Source organism: Bradyrhizobium sp. SZCCT0231, assembly GCF_018130245.1.
GTDB lineage: Bacteria > Pseudomonadota > Alphaproteobacteria > Rhizobiales > Xanthobacteraceae > Bradyrhizobium > Bradyrhizobium japonicum_F.
The window spans coordinates 1,271,681-1,292,892 of the sequence record NZ_JAFCKP010000001.1; the positions used below are offsets into that span (position 1 = coordinate 1,271,681).

18 protein-coding genes are annotated in these 21,212 nt (G+C 64.5%); 13 read left to right on the forward strand and 5 right to left on the reverse strand.

Annotated features, from left to right (window positions below; genetic code table 11):
* Positions 1 to 90 precede the first annotated feature (90 nt).
* From JQ566_RS05765 to JQ566_RS05785, 5 genes are all read left to right on the forward strand, one after another.
* Positions 91 to 1,065 (forward strand): IclR family transcriptional regulator, encoded by a 975-nt coding sequence (locus JQ566_RS05765; RefSeq protein ID WP_212370878.1) that lies wholly within the window; start codon positions 91 to 93, stop codon positions 1,063 to 1,065.
* Complete coding sequence (locus JQ566_RS05770; RefSeq protein ID WP_212370880.1) at positions 995 to 2,554, forward strand: acyl-CoA carboxylase subunit beta; 1,560 nt, start codon at positions 995 to 997, stop codon at positions 2,552 to 2,554. Before JQ566_RS05765 ends, JQ566_RS05770 begins: the two co-directional genes overlap by 71 nt.
* Before the next feature lie 673 nt (positions 2,555 to 3,227).
* Positions 3,228 to 3,791: a hypothetical protein gene (locus JQ566_RS05775; RefSeq protein WP_212370882.1), complete on the forward strand. Its 564-nt coding sequence runs from the start codon at positions 3,228 to 3,230 to the stop codon at positions 3,789 to 3,791.
* A gap of 166 nt (positions 3,792 to 3,957) precedes the next feature.
* The gene (locus JQ566_RS05780; RefSeq protein ID WP_434057808.1) at positions 3,958 to 5,484 is read left to right on the forward strand and encodes a type II and III secretion system protein family protein; all 1,527 of its coding nucleotides are present in this window, start codon (positions 3,958 to 3,960) and stop codon (positions 5,482 to 5,484) included.
* Between the two features lie 381 nt (positions 5,485 to 5,865).
* Positions 5,866 to 6,186: an EF-hand domain-containing protein gene (locus JQ566_RS05785; RefSeq protein ID WP_212370886.1), complete on the forward strand. Its 321-nt coding sequence runs from the start codon at positions 5,866 to 5,868 to the stop codon at positions 6,184 to 6,186.
* Position 6,187: 1 nt separating this feature from the next.
* On the opposite strand, the gene JQ566_RS05790 is transcribed toward JQ566_RS05785, so the two are convergent.
* Positions 6,188 to 7,663 (reverse strand): FAD-binding oxidoreductase, encoded by a 1,476-nt coding sequence (locus JQ566_RS05790; protein WP_212370888.1) that lies wholly within the window; start codon positions 7,661 to 7,663, stop codon positions 6,188 to 6,190.
* A gap of 501 nt (positions 7,664 to 8,164) precedes the next feature.
* Between JQ566_RS05790 and JQ566_RS05795 the strand changes: the two genes are divergently transcribed.
* The 4 genes from JQ566_RS05795 (at position 8,165) to JQ566_RS05810 (ending at position 11,678) form a co-directional block, all read left to right on the forward strand.
* A complete protein-coding gene (locus JQ566_RS05795; protein ID WP_212370890.1) occupies positions 8,165 to 9,592 on the forward strand; it encodes a TadE/TadG family type IV pilus assembly protein in 1,428 nt (475 codons plus the stop codon).
* Positions 9,593 to 9,604: 12 nt separating this feature from the next.
* A complete protein-coding gene (locus JQ566_RS05800) occupies positions 9,605 to 10,165 on the forward strand; it encodes a TadE/TadG family type IV pilus assembly protein (protein ID WP_212370892.1) in 561 nt (186 codons plus the stop codon).
* Positions 10,165 to 10,818: a TadE/TadG family type IV pilus assembly protein gene (locus tag JQ566_RS05805; protein ID WP_212370894.1), complete on the forward strand. Its 654-nt coding sequence runs from the start codon at positions 10,165 to 10,167 to the stop codon at positions 10,816 to 10,818. Before JQ566_RS05800 ends, JQ566_RS05805 begins: the two co-directional genes overlap by 1 nt.
* Positions 10,819 to 11,183: 365 nt before the next feature.
* Positions 11,184 to 11,678: a hypothetical protein gene (locus JQ566_RS05810; protein ID WP_212370896.1), complete on the forward strand. Its 495-nt coding sequence runs from the start codon at positions 11,184 to 11,186 to the stop codon at positions 11,676 to 11,678.
* Between the two features lie 437 nt (positions 11,679 to 12,115).
* Here the strand turns inward: JQ566_RS05810 and JQ566_RS05815 are convergent, their stop codons facing one another.
* Complete coding sequence (locus tag JQ566_RS05815; RefSeq protein WP_212370898.1) at positions 12,116 to 13,291, reverse strand: patatin-like phospholipase family protein; 1,176 nt, start codon at positions 13,289 to 13,291, stop codon at positions 12,116 to 12,118.
* A gap of 230 nt (positions 13,292 to 13,521) precedes the next feature.
* Here JQ566_RS05815 and JQ566_RS05820 point away from each other — a divergent pair, with 230 nt between their 5' ends.
* The 3 genes from JQ566_RS05820 to JQ566_RS05830 all read left to right on the forward strand — a co-directional run bounded on the left by JQ566_RS05820 (position 13,522) and on the right by JQ566_RS05830 (position 16,841).
* Positions 13,522 to 14,301, forward strand: coding sequence for an acetoacetate decarboxylase (locus tag JQ566_RS05820; RefSeq protein WP_212370900.1), 780 nt, complete (start codon positions 13,522 to 13,524; stop codon positions 14,299 to 14,301).
* Between the two features lie 109 nt (positions 14,302 to 14,410).
* Positions 14,411 to 15,427, forward strand: a complete 1,017-nt coding sequence (locus JQ566_RS05825) for a transporter (RefSeq protein WP_212370902.1) — start codon at positions 14,411 to 14,413, stop codon at positions 15,425 to 15,427.
* A 37-nt stretch (positions 15,428 to 15,464) separates the two neighbouring features.
* A complete protein-coding gene (locus JQ566_RS05830) occupies positions 15,465 to 16,841 on the forward strand; it encodes a carbohydrate porin (RefSeq protein ID WP_249139201.1) in 1,377 nt (458 codons plus the stop codon).
* Here the strand turns inward: JQ566_RS05830 and JQ566_RS05835 are convergent.
* From JQ566_RS05835 to JQ566_RS05845, 3 genes are all read right to left on the reverse strand, one after another.
* A complete protein-coding gene (locus tag JQ566_RS05835) occupies positions 16,838 to 18,133 on the reverse strand; it encodes an MFS transporter (protein ID WP_212370906.1) in 1,296 nt (431 codons plus the stop codon). The two genes, JQ566_RS05830 and JQ566_RS05835, sit on opposite strands and share 4 nt — an antisense overlap.
* 109 nt (positions 18,134 to 18,242) lie before the next feature.
* Positions 18,243 to 19,439, reverse strand: a complete 1,197-nt coding sequence (locus JQ566_RS05840; RefSeq protein ID WP_212370908.1) for an acetyl-CoA C-acyltransferase — start codon at positions 19,437 to 19,439, stop codon at positions 18,243 to 18,245.
* Between the two features lie 270 nt (positions 19,440 to 19,709).
* Positions 19,710 to 20,480, reverse strand: coding sequence for an enoyl-CoA hydratase (locus JQ566_RS05845; protein WP_212370910.1), 771 nt, complete (start codon positions 20,478 to 20,480; stop codon positions 19,710 to 19,712).
* 157 nt (positions 20,481 to 20,637) lie between these two features.
* Here JQ566_RS05845 and JQ566_RS05850 point away from each other — a divergent pair, with 157 nt between their 5' ends.
* The gene (locus JQ566_RS05850; RefSeq protein ID WP_212370912.1) at positions 20,638 to 21,165 is read left to right on the forward strand and encodes a PaaI family thioesterase; all 528 of its coding nucleotides are present in this window, start codon (positions 20,638 to 20,640) and stop codon (positions 21,163 to 21,165) included.
* Positions 21,166 to 21,212: the final 47 nt, after the last annotated feature.

Below are 21,212 nucleotides of genomic sequence, written 5' to 3' on the forward strand. Positions count from 1 at the left end.
TCGCCTTTTTGTTGTCGTCGCAAAATGCCTGAGGTAGCGTCGTCTGCAAGCGGAATTTAATTCCGCAGAGCGGAACATACGGTAGGGAACATGGGACGACGATCGGAGCGGTTGAGTAGGCAAGGTGCGCTCGCTGGCGATGCCGGTGAGGGTGATGTCATCCAGGTGGTCTCGCGCGCGTTCGACGTGTTGCGATGCTTCGAGGGCCACGAGGCGAGGCTCGGCAATCTCGAGATTTCGAACCGCTGCGGTCTGCCGCGCTCGACGGTATCGCGGCTCACGCACACGCTGACCCGCATGGGCCAGCTCGTGTATCTCCCGCGCGATCAGAAATATCGCATCGGCCCGAGCGCGGTGGCGATGAGCGCCTCGATGATGAAGGGTGCGCAGCTGCGGAGCATGATCCGGCAACGGCTCCAGGAAGTGGCCGAGCAACTGCCGGGCACCGTCGGCTTCGTCGTGCCCGATCGCTTCCATCTCGTCTATCTCCTGTTCGCGCGCTCGGCGAGCGCGCTCGGCCTGCACGAGGGCACCGGCAGCCGCATCTCGATGGCCTCGACCGCCGCAGGCGCGGCCTACACCGCGGCCCTGGCGCCGGAAGTCGGCGATGCCTTCGTCGCAGATATGGAGCGGGAAGCCCCGGAGGCTGCGAAAATCCTGAAGCCCCGCATCGAGGCCAACCGGCAATCGCTGCGCGGGCGCGGCTATGTCGTGGCCTGCGGCCTCTGGAGCCCGCACATCAACGGCCTCGCGGTGCCGATCTGGTCGCCGCAATACCAGACCTTCGTGGTCATCACGATCGGCCTTCTGTCGGCGATGTATGACGAGCAGCGTCTGCATGACGAAGTCGCTCCGCTGATGCTCGCGCTCGGTCGCTCGCTCGGCAGCCTGATGGAGGGCGCGGAAGGCGACGCTTTCAACAACCGTATCTCGCGTAAGCCGGTCGCAATGGCCGTGCGCAACAATAACAAGCCGATCAATTCGGAGGGAGTGAATGAACTGGAAGCCGGAACTCGACGAGCTCGCCCGGCGCGAATCCTTCGCGCGGGAGATGGGCGGCGTTGACAAGGTCAAGCGACAGCATGACCAGGGCCGGCTGACTGTTCGGGAGCGTATCGACAAGCTGATCGACAAAGGCAGCTTTCACGAGATCGGTGCCGTCTCCGGCATCGGGGAGTACGATTCCAGCGGCGAGCTGCAGAAATTGACGCCGGCGAACTGCGTGTTCGGCCGCGCGCGCGTCGACGGCCGCACCGTGGTCGTGGTCGGCGACGATTTCACCGTGCGCGGCGGCTCGGCCGATGCGTCGATCTCAGCCAAGCCGCTGATGGCGGAGGAGATGGCGCACGATTTCCGCCTGCCCATCGTCCGCATCGTCGAAGGCTCCGGCGGCGGCGGCTCGGTCAGGACCATCGAGACCAAGGGCGCGGCGAACCTGCCCGGGGGCATCGGCGGCACGCGCTGGTACCGCTTCACGATAGAAAATCTGTCGCGCGTGCCCGTGGTCGCGCTCGGCCTCGGCTCGGTTGCGGGCTTAGGCGCGGCGCGGCTTGCCGCCAGCCACTATTCGATCATGACCCGGAAGTCCGCGATGTTCGTCGCAGGGCCGCCGGTGGTGAAGGCGCTGGGGCAGGATCTTACCAAGGAGGAGCTCGGCGGCGCCGACATCCAGACCCGCGCCGGCGCAGTCGATCACGCCGTCGATACCGAGGAGGAGGCGTTCGCCTGCGCGCGGCGTTTCCTCTCCTACCTGCCGTCGTCGGTCTACGAGCTGCCGCCGACCTTGCCCTGCACCGACAACCCTGAACGCAGCGACGAGGCGCTGATGAATGCGGTGCCGCGCAACCGCAAGCAGGTCTACAAGATGCGGCCCATCATCGAGTCCGTCGTCGACAAGGGCTCGTTCTTCGAGGTCGCCAAGAATTTCGGCAAGCCGATCATTGTCGGCCTCGCGCGGCTCGAGGGCAGGGCCGTGCTGCTGCTCGCCAGCGACAGCTTCCACTATGGCGGCTCCTGGACGGCCGATGCCTGTCAGAAGGTGGTGCGCTGGGTCGACTTCGCCGAGACCTTCCATCTGCCGGTCGTCTATCTCATGGACTGCCCCGGCTTCATGATCGGCCTCGATGCCGAGAAGGCGGCGACCATCCGCCACGGCGTGCGCGTCATGGCTGCGGTGAACCAGACCACCGTGCCCTGGTGCACCGTGATCCTGCGCAACGCGTTTGGTGTCGCGGGTGTCGTGCATCAGCCCGCCGACCGCTTCTCGATTCGCTACGCCTGGCCGTCGGCCTATTGGGGCTCGCTCCCGCTCGAAGGCGGCATCGAGGCCGCCTACCGCGCCGACATCGACGCGGCGGAAGACAAGGCGGCGAAGCTGAAGGAGATCGAGCAGCGCCTCAACAAGCTCCGTTCGCCGTTCCGCTCGGCCGAAAAATTCTGGGTCGAGGAGATCATCGATCCCAGAAAGACGCGATCGCTCCTGTGCGAGTTCGCGCGCCTCGCCGAGCCGCTGCGCAAAGCGGGGCCGCCGGAGAACTTTTCGATCAGGCCGTAGCATCCTTGCGCCAAGCCATGACGCTCGTGCCCCGGACGCACCGCAGCGCTTCCCTGGCGATGCGAAGCATCGTCCAGTTCAGCGGTGCGCTGCAGAGCCGGGGCCCATGCAACAGCGTGCTCGCAGCTTCCTGGGTCCCGGCTCAGCGCCGCAACGCTTAGCGTTGCAGCGCGTCCGGGACACGAGACTTTCCGGTCCTGATGTCGGCGGAGAAGATCGCGGCCGCGATGATGCAGTGAGCGGCAGCGAGTTCTGACTATCCGGATAATACAGGTGAGGCTAATCGGCGTCGGTGCCCGTGACACTGCTGCCGCGCGCTCCGCCCTCATCCTGAGGAGCCCGCCCAAAGCGGGCGTCTCGAAGGATGGCCGGAGAAAAGCTCTCAAATGCGATAGCCGCATTGTCATCTGGTGCGAACCGGATATTGGCCAAGCAAGCGTCTCCGCAATGCTCCAAATGCGAACCGAACTTGATTGCATGCCGCAAGCTTGACGCGCTGAACGGGCATTCGTGCGCTGCGAGTTAATCACCGTGGGCGCTACGTGTAGGCTATGAGACGATTGCAGCCCGCGTCGCGCAGTGCAGCGATTTTCAGCCGCTCTTTAGGCCCATTTCAGCCAAACTGTTATTGGTTTCTCGTTGTCCGGGGCAGGGTCTCATTTGGAGTCCTGCAATGTTCAAGCGAGTATTTTCTGCGTGCCTCTTCGTTGTCCTGGGTTCTGCCGCTTCGGAAGCGCGGCCTTATCGCATTCATCAAGCTCCTGAATGCAATGTCACCATGCCCTGCGACTTCTCATATTCGCAGACGCGACGCGAGCGGACTTCCAGATCTTCACTGATTTCCAGGCCCTCACTGCAAGCCTACCGCTCGACGCAGCTGACGGTGACTGATGCCGGGGGCGCCGCCGCGCCGGCGGCCGTCTCCGGTGTCTCCGTCACTCGCATTGTCGGTGGCCGACCGGCCGGTTGCCCTTCATCCTTCTGCGGCTGCGGCGCGGCCCTGCGCGTGTTCGGCCGTATCGTGCCGGAATTGAATCTCGCGTCCAACTGGCTGCGCTTTCCGCGGACATCACCCGCACCAGGAATGGTTGCTGCGCGACGCGGCCATGTCTTCGTTCTGGAGCAGCACCTCGGCGGCGATATGTGGATGGCGTATGATGCCAATTCGGGCGGCCGCGCGACGCGCATTCATGCGCGCTCGCTGCGCGGCTATGCCGTGGTCAACCCGCGCGGCTGAGAAACGGTGAGATGCCCGGCTCCGTCGCAGCCGGAGCACCTTGGCGCGATTTACGGATCTAGTGCGCGCCGGGCGTTCATTTCCCGCGTGTATCGCTCTCCTCTGTTTTGTTTCACTTGTTGTAATGGCGACCGAACGGCCGACTTGCGACGTTAAACCCGCGTTGATGCCACCTGGATCCCGCAGTCTGCGCGGGGGCCCGTGGCGTCTTCCGTGGGACTGGACGTTGAGGACGATCGTCATGCATGGCAGAGCCGGATCATTGTCGCGAGCATTCAGGCGCGTGCTCCCATTGCTGATCGTTCTGGCTGCGGTGTTCTGTCTATCGCCTTCGGGCGTGGAGGCTGCCGACCGCCGTATCTCGAGACAGCAGGATGCGACCGGCCAGTCCGATGGGCAGTTCGTGTCGCTCGGGGTCGGCAAATCCTTCGTGATCGACCTTCCGCGCGATGTGAAGGACGTGCTGGTCGCGGACCCCAAGATCGCCAACGTCGTGCTGCGATCGGCGCAGCGCGCCTACGTCATCGGCGGGGCGGTCGGGCAGACCAGCGTGGTGTTCTTCGACGATGCCGGCCAGTCGATCAGGGCCTATGACATCGCCGTCAAGCGTGACCTGAACGGCGTTCGCGCCGCGTTGAAACAGGCGCTTCCCGCCGCCAACATCCAGATCGACGGCGTCGGCGACGGCGTCATCCTGACCGGTACCGCCGCGACGCCCGTGGAGGCCCAGCAGGCCAACGACATCGCCGCGCGCCTCACGGGCGGCGCCGACAAGGTCGTCAACTCGATCACGGTTCGGGGCCGTGACCAGGTGATGCTGAAGGTGACGGTCGCCGAGGTCTCCCGCCAGATCATCAAGCAGCTGGGCGTCGATCTCAGCACGAGTCTCAGCTCTGGCACCTCGGTGGTCAGCCTGACCAATGCGAACCCGTTCACGGCCTATGGCAAGAATCTCGTCGACGGCAACAATGTCTCCCTTTCGGCGGGTGGAACGACCGCGACGCTGAGGGCGATGGAGAATGCGGGGGTGGTGCGCACCCTGGCGGAGCCGACGCTGACGGCGATCTCGGGGGAGGCGGCGACCTTCATTTCCGGCGGCGAATTTCCGGTTCCCGCGGGTTATTCCTGCGATCCGACCACCCATGTGTGCACCACGCAGATCAGCTTCAAGAAGTTCGGAATGTCGCTCAGCTTCACGCCGGTCGTGCTCGCGGAGGGCCGCATCAGCCTGCATCTGATGACCGAGGTCTCGGACCTCTCGAACGAGAATGCGATCACCCTATCCCAGGCCGTGAGCGACACGACCACCAACTCCCTGACCGTGCCGTCGATCAAGACGCGCCGGGCCGAGAGCACGCTGGAGATTCCCTCCGGCGGCTCCATGGCGATCGCGGGCCTCATTCAGGACCAGACCAAGCGTGCCGTGAATGGCCTGCCCGGGCTCATGCAGGTACCGCTGCTGGGCGCGCTCTTCCGCAGCCAGGATTTCGTCAACAATCAGACCGAGCTCGTCGTTCTCGTGACGCCGTACCTGGTCCGCGCCGTGAGCCCGAGAGAGCTGTCCCGGCCGAATGACGGCTTTGTCGGCGCGAGCGACCCGCAGGCCAATTTGATCGGCAGCATCAACCGCATCTACGGCCGGACGGGGCCGACGGCAGATCGTCGCGGTGGCATTGGATTCATCACCGACTGACGCGCCGGCCGGCAACGTTCAGGCAATCTCCGCAATATCTGTAAACACCTTCGTCAACTTCCTGCGGCTGTCCGGGCCTCGGGCGCGCCCGATTTGTATCAGTCGATTGCTGAGTGGGTCGGGGTCACACTGTCGCCGCCGGCGACTGGTTGCTCGGTCCATCATGCAGCCTCCGATCTCCGGTTCACTCAGATGACGCTCCCATCACGAGCCACCAGTTATTTGCTGGTCGGTGTAGTCTCTCTCCTTTGCATCTCACAGCCACGCGCACAGACGCCTCCCGCAGGCGCATCGCCGCGCGTCGATCCGCTTCCCGACGGGCCGCTGATATGGGACTACGACCGCGACGGCACCTACACTTGCGATGAATGGAAGCGCTACATGGAGCAGCTGTTCCGGTTTGCCGACCAGAACCGGGACGGCTTTCTGAGCGCGTCGGAATTCCCTGCCATCCGCCGCGCCGAGCGGACATTCGCCCAGGCGGAGCTGGGATATTTCGACGACAATCGCGACGGCAAGGTGAGCCGGCCGGAGCTCGTGGACAAGCCGAGCCGCTTCATCGGCCGATATGACAGGAACGCGGACTGTAAAGCGACGGCGGCCGAGCTGAAGGCGGGCACATCGCCGCCGTCAGGCGGCGGTGGCCGGCCGGGTGGTCCGGGCGGGCCGGGTGGCCCCGGCGGCTTCGGCGCGAAGTTCTAGGTCACAGCCGCAGCACCTTGCCGGGATTCATGATGTTCTGCGGATCGAGTGCGCGCTTGATGGAGCGCATGATGTCGAGCTCGGTCTTCGACCGGTAGTGGCTGAGCTCGTCGAGCTTGTCGACGCCGATGCCGTGCTCCGCCGAGATCGAGCCGCCCATGGAGGTGATGAGATCGTTGACGGCCCGCGTGATGGCGCCCTTGTATTGGGCCAGCGTCTGCCGATCCATGCCTACCGGCCCCATGAACGAGAAATGCAGATTGCCGTCGCCGATGTGTCCGAGCGGGTAGGGCCTGATGCTCGGGAGAATGTCGAGCACGGCCTTGGTGCCCTTGTCGATGAACTCCGGTATCCGGGAGATCGCCACCGAGACGTCGTAGCTCAGCCCGGGTCCTTCGGCCCGCGAGGCCTCGGCGACCCCCTCCCGGATCCGCCACATGTTGCGCGACTGGCCGACCGTCTGAGCGATCGCGGCATCGAGCACCCGACCGGCCTCGAGCTGATCGGCGAGGAACTGCTCCAGCTTCTCGGATATTCCCTCGGTCCCGTCCCGGCGTGGCCGCGCCGACGACCATTCCAGCAGGAGATACCATGGCGTCTCCGCCTTGAGCGGATCCTGGGTGCCGGGAATATGGCGCAGCACCATGTCGATCGCGCTGCGGCTCATCAGCTCGCAGGAGCCGACATTGTCTTCGGAAGCGCTATGGGCTTCGGACAGGATTTGCAGGGCCGCGCGTGGATCCCGAATCGCCAGCCATGCGGTGCTGACGTCCTTCGGCGCCGGCCATAGCTTCAGCACGGCCTTGGTGATGATGCCCAGCGTGCCTTCGGCGCCCATGAACAGATGCTTGAGGTCGTAGCCGGTGTTGTCCTTCTTGAGCGCGCGCAATCCGTCCCAGACCTCGCCATTGGGCAACACGACCTCGAGCCCCAGCACGAGGTTGCGGGCATTGCCATAGCGCAACACCTGCACGCCGCCGGCGTTGGTCGAGAGGTTGCCGCCGATCATGCACGAGCCCTGGGCGCCGAGACTGAGCGGCAGGAACCTGTCGTGCCGGCTTGCGGTCTCCTGAAGCGTCTGCAAGACGCATCCGGCCTCGACCGTCATCGAATAGCCGACGGGATCGACGTCCAGCACGCGGTTCATGCGGCCGAGCGACAGCACGATGCCGGTGTGCGCAGGCCAGGGCGTCGCCCCGCCCATCAGGCCGGTGTTGCCACCCTGCGGCACGATCGCGATGCCGTGCTCATGGCAGAGCCGCACGACCTTCGAGACTTCCTCGGTGCTCCCGGGCCGAACGACGGCGCCGGCACCGCCAACCAGCAATCCCCGCCAATCCGTCACGAACGGCTGCTTGCCGTGCTCGTCCTCGATCAGACCCTTCTCGCCGACGATCGCGCGCAACGCATCGCGCATCTCGGCGGTCAAGGGAGCGGTCGGGATGATGGGATCGGAGGACAGGAAGGCAGCCGGCATTTGTTTCCCCTGGCGCATCTTGATGTGCACTGCGCACGTGACGTGCGTCAGGGTATTGTCCACGTTTGCGCCGTGGAGTCTAACGGCAATATGGTTCTTGGACCGGAAAGCCTGGCGAGCAGGGCGTTTTTTGCGTCGACAGCCGTTCAGGGGGCGTTTTCGGCGGTCTTGTTTGTGCCGCCCCCGCACCGGGCGCGCCTGACGCGCTCTTCGTCTGCCGGCGCACGTCGTGTACCCGCCGGGACCTTGTGCATGATTTCGTTAACCGTCAATCTCTGCGATCGCGTTTGAGCGGCGTTAATGATTCTTTCTCGATGCGACACATCTCACTTTGCTGCAGTCCATGTTTGTGGATTGCCCGTAAGTGTTGATTAAGAAGGCCATATCCATATTCCGGCCTGCGACGCGCGGGCGATCGGCAGCAGGGAATGCTGCGGCCTCCCCATCACGAGATTTCAGGAAAGTGTTCTTGCCGCAACGGCGGCATTCAGGATGAATGTCATGCTCCGCCGAGTAGCGCTCTGTTTCGCGAGAGATCGGAAGGCCAACGTCGCCATCATTTTCGCGCTGACGATGGTTCCCATCATCTTTCTCCTGGGCATGACGCTCGACTACACGCTGGCCTTGCGCAAGCGGGAGCAGTTGAACGCCGCCGCCGACGCGGCCGCGATTGCGGCCGTGCGGCCGGCGATGCTGACGCAGACCGACAGCACCGTCGTCAAGGCCACGGCGGCGGCCGTCTTTGCGGCGAAGGCCAATCTTCCCGGCCTCGCGACGGTGCCGACACCGACGGTCACCGTCACCGATTCCGGTCTCGCCCGGACCATCACGGTTTCCTACACCGCGCAGTCCATCAACAATTTCCCCGGCGTCCTGGGTAAGCAGACCTGGCAGGTGTCCGGTTCGGCGACGGCGAAGGCGTCCAGCGCGCCCAACATGAATTTCTATCTGCTGATGGACGACTCGCCATCCATGGGGATCGGCGCGACCGCGACCGACATCAGCAATCTCATCAAGTACACCGCTTCGGCGTACCAGTCGGCGACATCGTCACAGAACTGCGGTTTCGCCTGTCATGAAACCAATATCGCTCACGACGGCGGGACCAAGGATAACCTCGCGATCGCGCGAGAAAGAAACATCACCTTGCGGATCGATCTCGTGACGAGTGCCGTCAACCAGCTGCTCAATTCATGGTCGAAGTGCCCGCAGTCGGGGATTTCGGGCGGCGTCATGCAGTGCATGTCGGCGTTGAACAACACCACCTACAAGGCGGCGCTCTATACGTTCGACGTAGCCTTGAACACGTTGGCGACCTTGACGACGCCGACCACTGCCGGGACCAAGGTTTCCAACATCGCGCTGATGCCGGTCTACTACCAGAACTGCGTTTTTTCAGGCTGCTCCTCCAAGAGCGCGACCAATCCCCCGACCGACTACGGCACGGATATCGCCGGCGCGCTTAGTAGTCTCAACGACATCATGCCCAATCCCGGGCTTGGCAGCAACGCGGCGGGAGATACGCCGCAGGAAGTGGTCTTCCTCGTCACCGACGGCGTCGAAGACAAGATCTCCGCGACTTGCCCCAACGGGAGCTTTGCCTCCTACAAGCGATGCCAGCAGCCGCTCGACACGGCGATGTGCACGACCATCAAGAACCGGGGCATTAAGATTGCGGTGTTGTATACGGAATATTTGCAGCTCATCGCAGATCCCAATACCGGTATTCAGAAAACGGACAACTGGTACATGACCTGGATCGACAAATACGACCAGCCGACGTCCTCGACCGGCAAGATCGCGCAAAACCTCCAGGCGTGCGCCTCGCCCGGTTTCTATGCCCATGTTCAAACAGGCGGCGATATCTCCGCGGCGCTGACGGACCTCTTCATCAAGGTTGCGTCCAGCACGGCCAGCCTCGTGCAGTAGAGAAGAGCCGCCATGACTGGACCGGGTGTTGCAACGAAAAAGAGGCGCCGCGATCGCTGCGCTGCTTTCGCGCGGGATAGCAGGGGCGCCACGGCCGTCGAGTTCGCGCTGGTCGCCGCGCCGTTCCTCGCCCTCGTCATCGCACTGATCCAGACCTTTCTCGTTTTCTTCGCCCAGCAGACGCTCGAAACCATCGTGCGCCAGTCGGCGCGCCTCGTCATGACCGGACAGGTTCAGTCCGCGCAGATGACGCAGGCGGCCTTCAAGCAGAAGGTCTGTGATCAGATCGTGATCCTGTTCAATTGCAGCGGCCTGATGGTGGACGTGCAGGTGGCGACCGCGTGGACATCCGCGAACACGGGGATGCCCACCCTGACCTACGACGGCTCGGGCAACGTCAGCAATGTCTGGCAATACAATCCGGGCAATGCCGGCGACATCGTCGTTCTCCGCGTCATGTATGTCTGGCCGGTGGTCCTCGGGCCGCTCGGTTTCAATCTCTCGAACCTTTCCAACGGCAACCGGCTGATCATGTCGTCCGCCGCGTTCCAGAACGAGCCAGGAGCCACCTGATGATCTCCGCCCTGACGTCTCGCGCGCGGCAGCTGTTGACCGACGTCCGCGCCGTTGCAGCGACGGAGTTCGCCATCGTGGCCCCGTTCATGCTGGTGCTCTATATCGGCGGCGTCGAGCTCGGCACCGCGCTCTCCATGAACGTCAAGGTCAGTGCGACCGCGCACAGTGTCGCCGACATGATCACGCAGAACACGGCCGTCACCTCGACCCAGATGGACGGCATTCTCGCGGCTGCGACGGCCATCATGGCCCCATATCCCATCAAGAATGGCAGCAGCTCCCTGATGACGATCACGGTCTCGGAAGTCTCGACCGACAGCAATGGCAAGGCGACGGTTCAATGGAGCAAGTCGACGAGCTCGTCGGGCGCACGAACTGTCGGTCAGCAGATGACCTTGTCGTCCTTTACCGCGTCGGGCGGTACCAGCAACGCGAACATCTCCCTCATCCTGAGCGAGGTGTCCTATGACTACACGCCCAACCTCGGCTTCACCATCGCCGGCACCGTCAAGCTGACAGACAGCTACTACCTGTTCCCGCGCTGCTCGACCAACAGCCCGGCCACGTCGAGCTTTCCCTACTACGACGTGAAGTATCCGGCGACGGCGACCTGCACCTGCGTGCAGCATTTGCAGCAGAAGAGCTGCTAGCATCGCGACGCGGCGACGCCCTTCGTCGGGGAGGGGCCCAGCGGTATTCCTGATCGGGGACGATGGCATCGGGGCCCATCGATCATTGGGGCCGGATCTAGGCGTTCTTTTCCGGCGTGTATCGCCGCCCTCAATTTTGTTTCAGTTGTTTTGCGGGCGCCCGAACGCCTGGCCTGGGACGTTCAAGGCGCGTTGACCGCCATGCGGCGGGGGATATCGGCTTCATCACCGATTGATGCGTCATCCGTGCGTCGGTCCCGGCAATGTTCAGGCAATCTCAGCAACATCCATAAACATCATCGTCAACATCCCGCGGCTGTTCGGGCGTAGGACGCGCTCAGACTTTACGGATCAGGATTGACAAGATGCTATTGAAGTTCTCGGCGGCGCGCATGGGTATTGGCATGGCCTGCCTTGCGCTCGTCGGCGTCAGCCCGTTGCGCGCGGAGCCGGTGTTCGACAGTCTGGCCGGTACATGGATGGGCACCGGGACGATGAAGCCGTCCGACAGTCCGCGTGAGAAGGTGCGCTGCAAGGTGGCGTACAACGTCACGAGGCCCGGGCGGTCGTTGACGCTTGATCTGCGCTGCGCGAGCGATGCGTACAAGATGGTCCTGTCTGCGAACATCGAACAGAGCGGAACGGAGCTTTCCGGCAACTGGTTCGAGAGCGAATACCGGCAGGGCGGCAAGGTCTACGGCACGAACAAGGACGGGTTGATCGAGGCGCGAATTGAGGGAAACACCGTGGCTGCGCTGGTGACGATCCAGACCAGGAGCAATCACCAATCCTTTCTGATGGAGGCGCCGGGTTCCTGGATGTCGGAGGTCGCGATCGAATTGAACAAGGATGCGAAGTGAGCTCGAGCGTCATGCGCAACAATTTTCCATACGCAGTAATTATTCTCCGCTTGGTGGCAGGGCATCGCAACCGCCATCCTTCGCTTCAGGCCCTAGAACTCCCCAAGTTCTCGCGCCTGAGGACCGCCGCCTTGCACCTGGACGTTGACACTCCCCGAGCACCTGGCGGCGGTCCTCTCTAAGAGTTGCGAAGTGCGATGACAGTGCACCAGACGAGCAGCAACCACGTCGCACAATGATGGGGCCGGCTGAACAACCATGCCTCCTGACCCTCGCTCGCGAAATTCGGAATAGTCGCATTATGGCCCTGTTTTGCCCGACGAGTCAAACGGCGGTGCGAACGCACTGGACTAAGTCATTGATCCGCCAAGCCCCGGCTACTGTGCATGGGGTTGTTTTGGCGTTTTTTGTTTGAGCACCCAGCCGCACGGCCTCCCTTACGCCCACTCCGTCTCCCGGTGCACGTCGTGCACCACGAGGCCCATGCCTTCGTCCGGCATCTTGATCCAGTCGCGGCGCTTCAGGGTGCGCTTGGTGTCCTCATAACCGCTGGTCCAGTGCTCGCGCATCGAGGTGCCCGAGAACTCGTGGTCCTTGGCGTCGCCCTCATAGGCCTTCTGCTGGTAGATCAGATGCAGGATCGCGATCTCCGGCATGTTGCGCAGGCTCGCTTTCAGCTTGCGCTCCTCCTCGGAGAGCTGCTCGTCCGGCAGCTTCGCCAGCGCCTTGTAGAGCAGGACCTTGAGATTGTGGCTGCGGCGATAGACGTCGGTGTTGTGGCGCGTGCGCGAGGAATACATGATGTCCTTGTGGCGGGCCATGACGTCCTGGATCGAGCGCGGCAGCACGCCGCGTGCGCTGAACAGGTCGACCTGGAACACCAGCGAATTGAGCGCATCCTCCTGATCGAGCAGATGCTGGAGCGGCGTGTTGGAGACGATGCCGCCGTCCCAGAAATGATCGGTGCCGATCCGCACCATCGGCAGCGCCGGGGGCAGGGCGCCGGAAGCCATGACGTGCTCCGGTTCGATCTCGTCATGGGAATTGTCGAAATAGATGAAGTTGCCCGAGAGCACGTTGACCGCGCCGACCGCGAAGCGGACCTTCTTCTCGTTGATGAGATCGAAGTCGACGAGCTCGATCAGGCTCTCCTTGAGCGGCATCGTGTCGTAATAGCTGGTCGCGGTCCGCGCGCCGACCGGGCTGAGCCAGGGATTGACCTGGTGCGGGGTGAAGAAGCCGGGCTGCCCCAGCGCCGACGTCATCCACGCGCTGGTGAGATTGCGCCACTGGCGGAAGATGTCGCCATCGGGCGTGTAGTGCCAGATCTTGCGGTTGGTGATGCGCTCCCAGAAGATGCGCAGCGCCTCCAGCCGCTTCTCCGGCTTGTTGCCGGCGATGATGGCGGAGTTGATCGCGCCGATCGAGACGCCGCAGACCCAGTCCGGCTCGATGCCGGCCTCGTGCAGCGCCTGGTAGACGCCGGCCTGGTAGGCACCGAGCGCGCCACCGCCCTGCAGCACCAGCGCGACCCGGTCGCAGCGCTCGGGCCGCCAGCCACGCGCGGGCGGCTGATGTGTCGAATGCATCGGTTGCGACGTGCGGGCGTCCATGCTGCGTCTCCCTCGCGTATTCCCAAACGATTGCGTCCCGCGGTGACGGCGTGATGACAGAGTTGGTGCCGATGCATCGGCTGCATGCACGGTGGCTGCGGCGGGAATGGCCGCGGTCGCGCGCCTGACGGAAATCCTTCACATCGCAGTCAATGAGGCCGGCTAGCAATTTGCATCACCGCATGACGCTGCCGGGGCCATCAGAGACATCACACAGCAGGAGACAACCGATGCGCAGGGAAGACGTGCTGAGACTTCCGTCGATGCCGGCCGCCGGACCGAGCTATCCCGCCGGGCCCTATCGCTTCGTCAACCGCGAATTCCTCGTCATCACCTACGAGACCGATCCGGAGCTGATCCGCGCCGGCCTGCCCGAGCCGCTGGTGCCGATCGACCAGCCGATCGTGCATTACGAATGGATCAAGATGCCGGATTCCTCCGGCTTCGGCAGCTACACCGAGTCCGGCCTCGTCATCCCGGCGCGCCTGAGCGGTGAGGAGGTCAACTTCGTCTCGCAGATGTATCTGGACGACGACCCGCCGATCGCGGCTGGCCGCGAGATCTGGGGCTTTCCGAAGAAGTACGCCCATCCCAAGCTCGAGATCGTCAAGGACACGCTGACGGGCACGCTGGAATATGCCGGCCAGCTCGTCGCCATGGGCACGATGGGGTACAAGCACGAGAGCATGGCCGGCAACGGCGATCTCACCCGCGCCACGCTGTCGAAGACGCAGGTCAATCTGAAGATGATCCCCGGCGTCGATGGCCGCCTCGAAGTCTGCCAGCTCGTCGCGATCAACCTCGTCGACATCGTGCCGAAGGGCTCGTGGATGGGGCCCGGCCGCTTGCATCTGGTGCCGCATGTCAATGCGCCGGTCGCCGACTTCCCGGTCCGGCGCTGCCTCGGCGCGCATCATTACATCGCCGACCTGACGCTGCCGTTCGGTCGCGTCGTCCATGACTACATCAGGGAGGCCGAGGCCGCCGCGACCGGGCTGGCGGCGGAGTAGGGTCCATCATCAAACTGTAACACTGGCGTAATTGAGTACCTGCGTAGGTCCGGAAGATGCCGTCAGCCATCTTCCGGATACGGGCATCGGGTGACGGTTGGGGTTGGCCATGGCTGAGCCGGCAAAGCTAGTCAGCGCGATAACGAATGCCGAACCTGCCATTCCCGGTCTCGTCTGGGCGTTCCGCCTGCACGGCGACGGCAGCGCCGAGGCGCTGCCGATCGACCAGCCGATCGAGTTCAGCCATGACGGCCGGCTCTGGCTGCATTTCAACCTGACGGATGCGCGGGTGCGGCCGTGGATTGCGGCATCAACGCTGCCGCCGCTCGCGCGTGAGCTTTTGCTGTCGAACGACACGTTCCAGCAGCTCCACGTCATCGATCACTGCGTCTACGGCGTGTTCTCCGACCTCGTGCGCGAGATCGATAGCCCGACGGAAGAAGCCGCGTTCCTGCGCTTCGCCATGACCGAGCATCTCCTGGTCAGCGGCCGCCATCACGCCCTATGCTCGGCGGAGGCGACGCGCCGCGTGCTCGAAGGCGGCTACCGCGTCGACAATGTCGCCCATCTCCTGGAAAAGATCGTCGATGAGGTCGCCGACACGCTGGACAGGATGGCCGACACGCTCGGGCAGGAGATCGACGGCATCGAGGAGCGCATCCTCGCCGACGATACCAGGCCGGAGATGCGCCGCAATCTCGGCCGGCTGCGCCGCACCTGCGTCAGGTTGCATCGTCAGCTCACCGGCCTGCGCGTGCTGTTCCACCGCCTCGACCAGAAGAACACCGATCACCTCTCGCCGGCCTTGCGCATCCACGCCGGCAAGCTGGCGCAGCGGCTCGATGGCCTCGATCACGACATCGTCGAGCTGCGTGAACGCAGCCGGCTGCTCGAGGAGGAGCTGCGTTTCAAGAACGAGGAGGAGAGCAACCGCCACCTCCATACGCTCTCGATCGTGACCTCGCTGCTGCTGCCGCCGACGCTGGTCACCGGCATCTTCGGCATGAACACCAAGGGCCTGCCGCTCACCGAAGTCGAGACCGGATTCCTCTGGGCGGCGGTGCTGATGGCCTCCTCGGTTGCTGCGGCCTATCTCTTCATGCGGCGGGCAGGCATCTTCAAGTAGCGTAGCGATCGTGAGTTGGCGTGCCCAGAGATCTCCGTTGCGACGCGCGGCCGCGATCGCGCTGGCGTGCACGGCCGGGAGCACCAGCGGGTTTGCCGGCGCCAAGGATGAGAGCGCGGCCGCATGGCTGTTTCCAAAATGGTTCAACGAGTGGCATGACGGCCTCGCCGACAAGGGCCTGAATTTCGGTGCGATCTATATCGCGGACAATATCGCCAACGCCTCCGGCGGCGTGAAGCGCGGCACCATCCATTTCGGCCGGCTCGACCTCTCGGTCGATGCCGATCTCGACAAGCTGGTCGGCTGGACCGGCGGCCGCTTCTACGCCAATGCCCTCGTGATCTACGGCCGCGGGCTCTCCCGCAACTATGTGATGAACCTCGCCACTATCAGCGAGATCGAGGCGCTGCCCGACCAGCGGCTCTACAATGCCTATTTCGAGCAGAGCTTCTTCAATGATCGGCTGAACATCAGGGCCGGCCAGCAGGCCGCCGACGTCGAGTTCTTCGACGGCCAGACCGACGACCTCTTCGTCAACGGCACGTTCGGCTGGCCGGCGATCAAGGCGAGCAACCTCCCGGCCGGCGGCCCGGCGCCGCCGATCGCGGTGCCCGGCATTCGCATCAGGGCTGCGCTATCAGACAACATCACCGCCTATGGCGCGGTGTTCAACGGCGATCCGTCGGGGCCGGGCGATATCGATCCGCAATTGCGCGATCACCATGGCCTGGCCTTTCGCGTCAACGATCCGCGCTGGGTGATCGGACAGGTGCGCTTCAACTACGACATCGATGTCGGCGGCCGTCCGCTCGCCGGCAATTTCACGCCGGGCGCGTGGAAGCACTATGGCTCGTTCGACAGCCAGCGCTTCACGGCGGAGGGGCAATCGATTGCCGATCCCTCCGGGAGCGGGATTGCGGCCAAGCTTCGCGGCAATTACGGCATCTTTGCCGTGATCGAGCAGGTCCTCTATCGCCCGCCGGAGGTCAGGGGGAACAGCACGTCGGCCTCGCTCCCGGGCGTCACCGCCTTCGGCCGCATCGCCTACAGTCCGCCGGACCGCAACCTGATCGACCTTTATCTCGACGGCGGCATCGGCTTCGTCGGCTTCACGCCGGGCCGTCCGCTCGACCGCTTCGGGGTGGCGATGGCCTATATGCGGATATCGAACACCGCGCGCAATCTCGATCTCGACACGAATGTCTACACCGGTGTGCAGGGGCCGGTCCGCAGCAACGAAACCCTGCTCGAGATGATCTACGAGGCGCACATCAAGCCGGGCTGGCTGGTCGCGCCGTACGTCCAATACGTGTTCCGCCCCTCGGGCGGCATCCCGAATCCGAACGATCCGACCGGAGTTTCGCGGATCGGTGACGCCGCAGTGTTCGGCGTCACCACCACGATCAGGTACTAGGCCGAGGCCGCCGCCGGCTGTAGTTTTGGCTGCCGTGACAGCGCCAGCACGATCAGGGCCGCGAACACGCAGAGCGCGCCGGCGATGAAGAAGGCGGGCAGGTAGCTTTGGTAGACCGTCCGCGAGAACCCGGCGCCGAACGCCGCCGTGCCGGCGCCGAGCTGATGGCCGGCGAAGATCCAGCCGAACACCAGATTGGCGCGCTCGGGTCCGAACTTTTGCGCGGTGAGCCGCACTGTCGGCGGCACCGTGGCGATCCAGTCGAGACCATAGAACATTGCGAAGACCGAGAGGCCGTAGAACGAGAAATCGCTGAACGGCAGGAAGATCAGCGAGAGCCCGCGCAGGCCGTAGTACCAGAACAGGAGCCAGCGATTGTCGTAGCGGTCCGACAGCCAGCCCGACATGATCGTGCCGAAGAAGTCGAAGATGCCCATCGCGGCGAGCAGGCTTGCGGCCTGCACCTGCGGGATGCCGAAATCGAGGCACATCGGGATCAGGTGCACTTGCACGAGACCGTTGGTGGAGGCGCCGCAGACGAAGAAGGTCGCGAACAGGATCCAGAACGCGGTCGATTTCGAGGCGTCGCGCAGCGTGCCGAGCGCCACCGCCGTGATCGAGCCGTGACTCACCGGCGGTGCTGGCAGGGGTGTGGAGCCCTCATCGCCGAACGGCCGCAGGCCGACGTCGCTGGGGCGGTCGCGCATCGCGAGCAGCACGGCCAGTGCGGAAACGCCGAGCATGACGCAGACGAAGCCGAGCGCGAGCCGCCAGCCGTAGCGTTCGGTGAGGCTTGCCAGCAGTGGCAGGAACACGAGCTGGCCGGTGGCGACGCTCGCCGTCATGATGCCGATCACGAGGCCGCGCCGTGCCGCGAACCAGCGCGTGGCAATGGTCGCGCCCAGCACCAGCGCGGTCATGCCGGTGCCGATGCCGATCACCACGCCCCACAGGGCGATGAGCTGCCAGACCTCGGTCATGCCGAGCGAGAGCACGAGCGCCGAGACCACGATCAGCTGGGCGGCCAGCGTGACGTTGCGCAGGCCATAACGGTTGAGCAGGGCGGCCGCGAACGGCGCCATCAGCCCGAACAGGATGAAGCGGATCGACAGCGCGGAGGAAATCTCCGCCGTGCTCCAGCCGAACTCCTTCTGCAGGGGAACGATGAACACGCCGGGCGCGCCGACCGTGCCGGCGCTGATCAGCGCGGCGAGGAAGGTCACGCCGACCATCACCCAGCCGTAGTGGATGTTGCGGCGGGACAGTGCTGCCGCGAGCCAGTTCGAGATCATTGGGCCTCAGTGTTGTTGGCGAGCCCACGGGACCCGCGTCATCCTTGCTATCTGGCACAATTGAGGGAAGTCTGAAATGCCAGACTTCCCTCAATTTCGGACATTGGCGCTAATGCGCGAGGCGCTCCACCGCGATTGCGGTCGCTTCGCCGCCGCCGATGCAGAGCGCCGCGATGCCGCGCTTGAGGTTGTTGGCCTCCAATGCATGAAGCAGCGTCACGATCAGCCGCGCACCGGTCGCGCCGATGGGATGGCCGAGCGCGCAGGCGCCGCCGTTGATGTTGAGCTTGTCGCGGGGAATGCCGAGGTCGCGCTGCGCCGCCATCGCCACCACGGCGAAGGCCTCGTTGATCTCGAACAGGTCGACATCGCCCGCGCTCCAGCCGACCTTGTCCAGCAGCTTGCGGATCGCCGGGATCGGCGCCGTCGTGAACCATTGCGGCTCCTGGCTGTGGGTGGCGTGGCCCTTGATCTCGGCAAGAACAGGCAGACCGTTGCGGTCGGCCAGCGACCGCTTCGTCAGCACCAGCGCAGCGGCGCCGTCGGCATTGGCGGAGGAGGCCGCCGGCGTGATCGTGCCGTTGGCGCGGAATGCCGGCTTCAGCCCGGGGATCTTCGCGGGATCGACCTTCAGCGGATGCTCGTCGTTGGCGATGGTGCGGGGACCTGCCTTCTCGGTCAGCGTGATCGGCGCGATCTCGGCCTTGAACGCGCCGCCCTCGACCGCCTTGCGGGCGCGGCTCAGCGTCTCCATTGCGTAAGCGTCCTGGTCCTTGCGGGTGAACTGATAGGCCTCCGCGGTCGCCTCACCGAAATCGCCCATCGAGCGGCCGGTCTCATAGGCGTCTTCCAGGCCGTCCATCATCATGTGGTCGATGATGCGGTCGTGTCCGGCGCGATAGCCGCCGCGCGCCTTGGCGAGCAGATACGGCGCGTTGCTCATGCTCTCCATGCCGCCGGACACGACGATCTCGGCCGAGCCGGCGCGGATGATGTCGTGCGCCAGCATGGTCGCCTTCAGGCCGGAACCGCAGACCTTGTTCACCGTGGTCGCGCCGGTGGCATCGGGTAACCCGGCGCTACGTGCCGCTTGCCGCGCCGGCGCCTGGCCTTGTCCGGCCGGCAGCACGCAGCCCATGAAGACCTCGTCGACCTTCTCGGGGGCGAGCTTGGCGCGCTCGAGCGCCGCGCCGATCACGTGCGATCCAAGCTTGTGCGCGGGGAGTGGCGACAGCTCTCCCATGAAGCGGCCGAGCGGGGTGCGTGCGGCGGAGACGATGACGACGGGATCGGCGGCTTCGGCCATGGTATAACTCCCTGCGATGACGGGGGTAAGATTATGATCATCATATGATGCAGCGCAAAAAATGCAACCGCGCGAGGGATGAGAAAATGTCGTGGTTCGGATGAGATTTGCTCACTCCCTCGTCCGTGTCCCGGACGCGGCGCGACGTGCAACGTTGCGACGCAGAGCCGGGACCCGGATCGCGCCGGCCTCATCGCTGCATGGGCCCCGGCTCAGCAGCGCACCGCCAAGGGGGCGCTGCGCTGCGTCCGGGGCACGGAAACCTGCATCCTACCGCTTCCGATTCACAAACGCACCCATCAGCCGCGTCGGCTCGTCCGTCAGGAACGACTCGCCGAACACCTTGACGCTAAGGTTCACCGACTCCGTCAGCGGCAATTCCTCCCATTGCCGGAGCAGCGCCTTCTGCGAGCGCAGCGCTTCGGGGCCGCATGCGAGCAGTGCCGTCACGACGTGCTCGACCTCGGCATCCAACTCGCCGGGCGCGGCGACCTTGTCGACCAGGCCCCACGCCAGCGCCGTCGGGGCATCGATGTTCTCCGCCGTCATCACCAGCCAGCGCGCGCGGGCCCAGCCGATCAGGCGCGGCAACAGCGCGGCGTGAATCACCGAGGGGATGCCGACGCGCACCTCGGGCATGCCGAAATGGGCATCATGCGCGGCGATGCGGAAGTCGCAGGCTGCCGCCACTTCGAGCCCGCCGCCGAGGCACCACCCCGGCATGCGTGCGATGACCGGGGCAGGGAAGGCGCGGACGGCCTCGCAGAGATCGCGCAGGCGGCTGATGAAGGCCTCGGCGGATGTCTGGTCGAGCCCGGCCATCTCCTTGATGTCCGCCCCGCCGATCAGGCTCTTCTCGCTCTGGCCGCGCAGCACCGCGACGCGGATGCTGCGGTCGGATGCGAGCTGCTGGAGGCCTTCGCGCACGGCGTCGGTCACGGGCGAGCCGAGAATGTTGAGCGGGCCGGCGTTGCAGATGGCGACATGAACGACGCCGCGCGCATCGCGCGTCACGCCGCAATGGTGGTTGAGCATTTCCATCGTGGGATCTCGAAAGGCTTTCGTGGACGGGCAAGGTACGCTGGTCGGGATAACTTCCGGGCCGAAACGACCGGTTTGTCAAGCGGGGCAGGGAGGGCGGAGTTGTCAACGCGAAATCCGTGGCATAGTATGATGAATATCATGCAAAGAGGCGGCCATGGCCTGTAACGATCAACTCGACCTGTTTTCGCCGGCGCAGCGGCGTGAGCGCGTGGTGGACTGGCAAGTGCCTGCGCCGGTGGCGAGAGCGGCCATGGGGCTGTCAGGCATGGACGCCATGCTTGGCATTCGCGACGGTCGTCTGCCGCCGCCGCCCTTCGCAAAGCTGATCGGCTTCACCGTGGGCGTGGTCGAGCCGGGCCGGATCGTCATGGAACTGGAGCCGCGCGAGGATCTCGAGAACACCATCGGCCTTCTCCACGGCGCGACCGCAGCGGCGCTGCTCGATACGGCCATGGGATGTGCGATCTCGACCCGGCTCGAGGCCGGGCAGAGCTCGGTGACCCTCGATCTGAAGCTGACCTACTTGCGCCCGCTGTCGGTTCGCTCGGGACTGATCTCGGCCGAAGGCAAGATCATCAAGCTGGGGCGCCAGACCAGCTACACTGAAGGCTTCGTCCGCGACGGCAAAGGCGCGCTCGCGGTCCATGCAACTGCAACCTTTTCCATGGTCGGCAACAGCTAAACACGAATTAATGCACCGTTCGGGCTACTCTCGTGCTATGAGATGAT

Excerpts from the sequence above, each read along its gene's own strand:
- JQ566_RS05765 (WP_212370878.1), top strand. The coding sequence starts at position 91 with ATGGGACGACGATCGGAGCGGTTGAGTAGGCAAGGTGCGCTCGCTGGC.
- JQ566_RS05770 (WP_212370880.1), top strand. The coding sequence starts at position 995 with ATGAACTGGAAGCCGGAACTCGACGAGCTCGCCCGGCGCGAATCCTTC.
- JQ566_RS05775 (WP_212370882.1), top strand. The coding sequence starts at position 3,228 with ATGTTCAAGCGAGTATTTTCTGCGTGCCTCTTCGTTGTCCTGGGTTCT.
- JQ566_RS05780 (WP_434057808.1), top strand. The coding sequence starts at position 3,958 with ATGCCACCTGGATCCCGCAGTCTGCGCGGGGGCCCGTGGCGTCTTCCG.
- JQ566_RS05785 (WP_212370886.1), top strand. The coding sequence starts at position 5,866 with ATGGAGCAGCTGTTCCGGTTTGCCGACCAGAACCGGGACGGCTTTCTG.
- JQ566_RS05790 (WP_212370888.1), bottom strand. The coding sequence starts at position 7,663 with ATGCCGGCTGCCTTCCTGTCCTCCGATCCCATCATCCCGACCGCTCCC.
- JQ566_RS05795 (WP_212370890.1), top strand. The coding sequence starts at position 8,165 with ATGCTCCGCCGAGTAGCGCTCTGTTTCGCGAGAGATCGGAAGGCCAAC.
- JQ566_RS05800 (WP_212370892.1), top strand. The coding sequence starts at position 9,605 with ATGACTGGACCGGGTGTTGCAACGAAAAAGAGGCGCCGCGATCGCTGC.
- JQ566_RS05805 (WP_212370894.1), top strand. The coding sequence starts at position 10,165 with ATGATCTCCGCCCTGACGTCTCGCGCGCGGCAGCTGTTGACCGACGTC.
- JQ566_RS05810 (WP_212370896.1), top strand. The coding sequence starts at position 11,184 with ATGCTATTGAAGTTCTCGGCGGCGCGCATGGGTATTGGCATGGCCTGC.
- JQ566_RS05815 (WP_212370898.1), bottom strand. The coding sequence starts at position 13,291 with ATGGACGCCCGCACGTCGCAACCGATGCATTCGACACATCAGCCGCCC.
- JQ566_RS05820 (WP_212370900.1), top strand. The coding sequence starts at position 13,522 with ATGCGCAGGGAAGACGTGCTGAGACTTCCGTCGATGCCGGCCGCCGGA.
- JQ566_RS05825 (WP_212370902.1), top strand. The coding sequence starts at position 14,411 with ATGGCTGAGCCGGCAAAGCTAGTCAGCGCGATAACGAATGCCGAACCT.
- JQ566_RS05835 (WP_212370906.1), bottom strand. The coding sequence starts at position 18,133 with ATGATCTCGAACTGGCTCGCGGCAGCACTGTCCCGCCGCAACATCCAC.
- JQ566_RS05840 (WP_212370908.1), bottom strand. The coding sequence starts at position 19,439 with ATGGCCGAAGCCGCCGATCCCGTCGTCATCGTCTCCGCCGCACGCACC.
- JQ566_RS05845 (WP_212370910.1), bottom strand. The coding sequence starts at position 20,480 with ATGGAAATGCTCAACCACCATTGCGGCGTGACGCGCGATGCGCGCGGC.
- JQ566_RS05850 (WP_212370912.1), top strand. The coding sequence starts at position 20,638 with ATGGCCTGTAACGATCAACTCGACCTGTTTTCGCCGGCGCAGCGGCGT.